The following is a 2,577-nucleotide window of genomic DNA, read 5'->3' on the forward strand; positions in this document are numbered from 1 at the left end:
GAATACGAGTCCGGTACGGGCGCGGCGGACGGCTGGCGCTCGGGTTCCGGACGCGGCGCCTCGACGTCCCAGGACACCTGCGCGTCGTTGGCCGGCGCCCCGTCGAGCATCTGGAGCCCCCGCCCTGAAGCGCCGATCTCACGCAGGACGGACTGCTGCCAACTGGAGTCGGTCACCTGCCTCCCTTCTCACCGGTCAGCCTACGAGAGACTCGTCCCGTACACGCCGGGAGCGGGCGCAGGCCCCACCTCCGCACAGCCTAGGAGCTTCACCGCATAAGGGCTTCACCGAACCGAACGCCCCATCCGGACGTCTAACCCCTGAAACCGCCAAGTGCTCCCGCTAGCCTTTGTCCTAAGCCTCTGCCCGCAACCCCGCCTGCGAACTCCCCGGAGGAACCATGCCCCATGCCGTCGGCTCCGCGTCCGGCAGGAGGCTGGAGGGGTCAGCCGCTTCGCCCGGGTCCGGTGTCCCGTGCGCCCTGCCGGGCGGCGATCGACGCCTCGTACGCGGCCAGCGCCCGCTCGCCACCGGGACGCAACTCGAACCGGATGCCCCGGTCGCCCTCGAACGGCTGCCGGTGGTCGAACCCGGCACGGTAGATCTCGTTCGGCACCCGGTCCGGGAAGGCGTCGCAATAGGGGATCCAGCGGTCGAGCGAGGTCTCGGCCTCCGGCTTGGACCGCTTCTGCAACCGCACGCAGGCATCACAGATGTTCGGCCTCCTGCGCATCGTTCGCCCACCCCTTCCTGGTCGTCTCGGACCGCGCGGCGCACCTCGCGGTCTTCGCAGTGTTCCACAGCGCCGGCCGCCTGCCCCACCAGCCGCGGACGGCCGCGGCCGGGTTGCGCGAGAGCAACGAAGAGCCCTATAAACGATCAATCTCTGTGTACCTGTGATCGTGCGCGGTCGCGGGCTGTCCAAGCTCCCGACGAACAGAGGGGTGCCTGTGCGCGCTGAATGGCAGGCGCATATCGACGAACTCCTGCAGACCTACCAGGAGAAGCGCCGGCAGATCCAGGACATGCAGTCCACGCTCGAGAGCATCGAGGCCGAGGCGGAGGCCGCCGACGGCATGGTGCGGGTCAAGGTCGACCGGCAGGGACGGCTGACCTCGCTCGAACTCGACCCGCGCGTCCAGCGCAGGCTGGGCGCCGCGGAACTCGCCGAAGCGATCATGGAGGCGTCCGAAGAGGCGCAGTCCCGGGTCACCGACCAGATACAGGCGGCGATGCGGGGGCTCGTTCCCGAAGGCGCGGCGGACGCGGGCTTCGACATCGCCAAGCTGCTGCCCGAACGCCCCGACGACATCGACGCCGTCCGTGAACGACTCGGGATCCTGCCGCGATGACCTACGACTACCTAGAGGTCGACACCGAGGAACTCAGGCGCGCCGGCGAGGGGTTCCAGACGGGCGCCGGCCAGCTCAAGGCGATCTACGACCGGCTCAGCGAGGCACTCGGCGCCGAGGGCGAATGCTGGGGTTCCGATGCGACGGGCCAGGCGTTCGCCGAGGGCTACAAGGAGCCGAGCACGACCGTCGTGGACGCGTTCCCCAAGCTCAAGGACGGCCTCGAAGGCATCAAGAAAGGCGTGGATCAGATGGCCAAGACCTACAAGGCGGCCGAGGACGCCTCCAGGTTGAAGTGAACTGATCCGTGGGGCTTGAAATACCGGAACCGGTCCAATGGCTGGGCTGGATCATCGGGGCCGACTGGCCGGAGGGCGACGAGACGGCGATGCGCCGCTGCGCCGAGGCGTGGCGGACCGCCGGCACCGAGATCACCGAGCTGATCGAGGACCTCAACCAGACGGCGTCCGACGTGCGCACCGCGCTCGACAGCGGCGCCGCCGAGGCGTTCGGCCAGAAATGGGAGCAGTGGGTCACCACCGACCCCCAGATCCTGACGAAGCTCATCGAGTCGTGCGGCCAGCTCGCCGAGACGCTCGACGGCGGCGCGCTCGACATCGAGTACGCCAAGTACATGTTCATCGCCCTGCTGATCGTCACGGCGATCGAGATCGCCTACCTGATCGCGGCGGCGTTCGCGACGTTCGGCGCGTCGACGGCGGCCATCCCGGCCGTGCAGGTCGCGGCGCAGGTCACGGCCAGGACCATCGCCAAGGAGCTGCTGGAGCGGCTGAGCCAGCGGTTCCTCGGCGCCGTTCTGAGGGGCGCCGTCGTCGGTGCCGTGGAGGGCGGCGGCCTCGACCTGCTCGTCCAGAGCGTGCAGATCGCGCAGGGCAACCGGGACGGCGTCGACTGGTCCAAGACCGGCGCGGCCACGCTGGACGGCGCGATCGGCGGCGCCCTGTCCGGCGGCATCTCGCACGGCCTGGGCAGGGTCCCCGGCGTGGGCGACGGCGCCGACACCGCGCTCGGCAGCATGGCCAAGGGCATGGCGCGGGAGGGCACGGCCGAGGCCATCGCCGGGGTGGGCAGCACGGTCGCCACGGCCGCGATCCACGGCGACCCGCTGACCTGGGACGCCATCGCGAAGGGAGCCACATCGGGTGCCTTCGGCGGTGCCGTCGGCGGCGGCAGGGAGGGCCTCAACAGCTACAACGCGTCCACC

At 70.2% G+C, this 2,577-nt stretch carries 3 protein-coding genes and 1 pseudogene; 3 read left to right on the plus strand and 1 reads right to left on the minus strand.

From position 1 onward, the window contains the following. Positions 1 to 445: 445 nt before the first annotated feature. Positions 446 to 700: a hypothetical protein gene (locus E1285_RS44480; protein WP_132160935.1), complete on the minus strand. Its 255-nt coding sequence runs from the start codon at positions 698 to 700 to the stop codon at positions 446 to 448. Positions 701 to 950: 250 nt separating this feature from the next. Between E1285_RS44480 and E1285_RS44485 the strand changes: the two genes are divergently transcribed. From E1285_RS44485 to E1285_RS44495, 3 genes and pseudogenes are all read left to right on the plus strand, one after another. Then, entirely contained in the window at positions 951 to 1,352 is a 402-nt protein-coding gene (locus tag E1285_RS44485) for a YbaB/EbfC family nucleoid-associated protein (RefSeq protein WP_132160936.1), read from the plus strand. Next, positions 1,349 to 1,651, plus strand: a complete 303-nt coding sequence (locus E1285_RS44490) for a WXG100 family type VII secretion target (RefSeq protein ID WP_132160937.1) — start codon at positions 1,349 to 1,351, stop codon at positions 1,649 to 1,651. Before E1285_RS44485 ends, E1285_RS44490 begins: the two co-directional genes overlap by 4 nt. An 8-nt stretch (positions 1,652 to 1,659) precedes the next feature. Further along, positions 1,660 to 2,577 (plus strand): annotated as a pseudogene (locus tag E1285_RS44495) (hypothetical protein); the annotation flags it as partial.

The organism is Actinomadura sp. 7K507 (assembly GCF_004348425.1).
Lineage (GTDB): Bacteria > Actinomycetota > Actinomycetes > Streptosporangiales > Streptosporangiaceae > Spirillospora.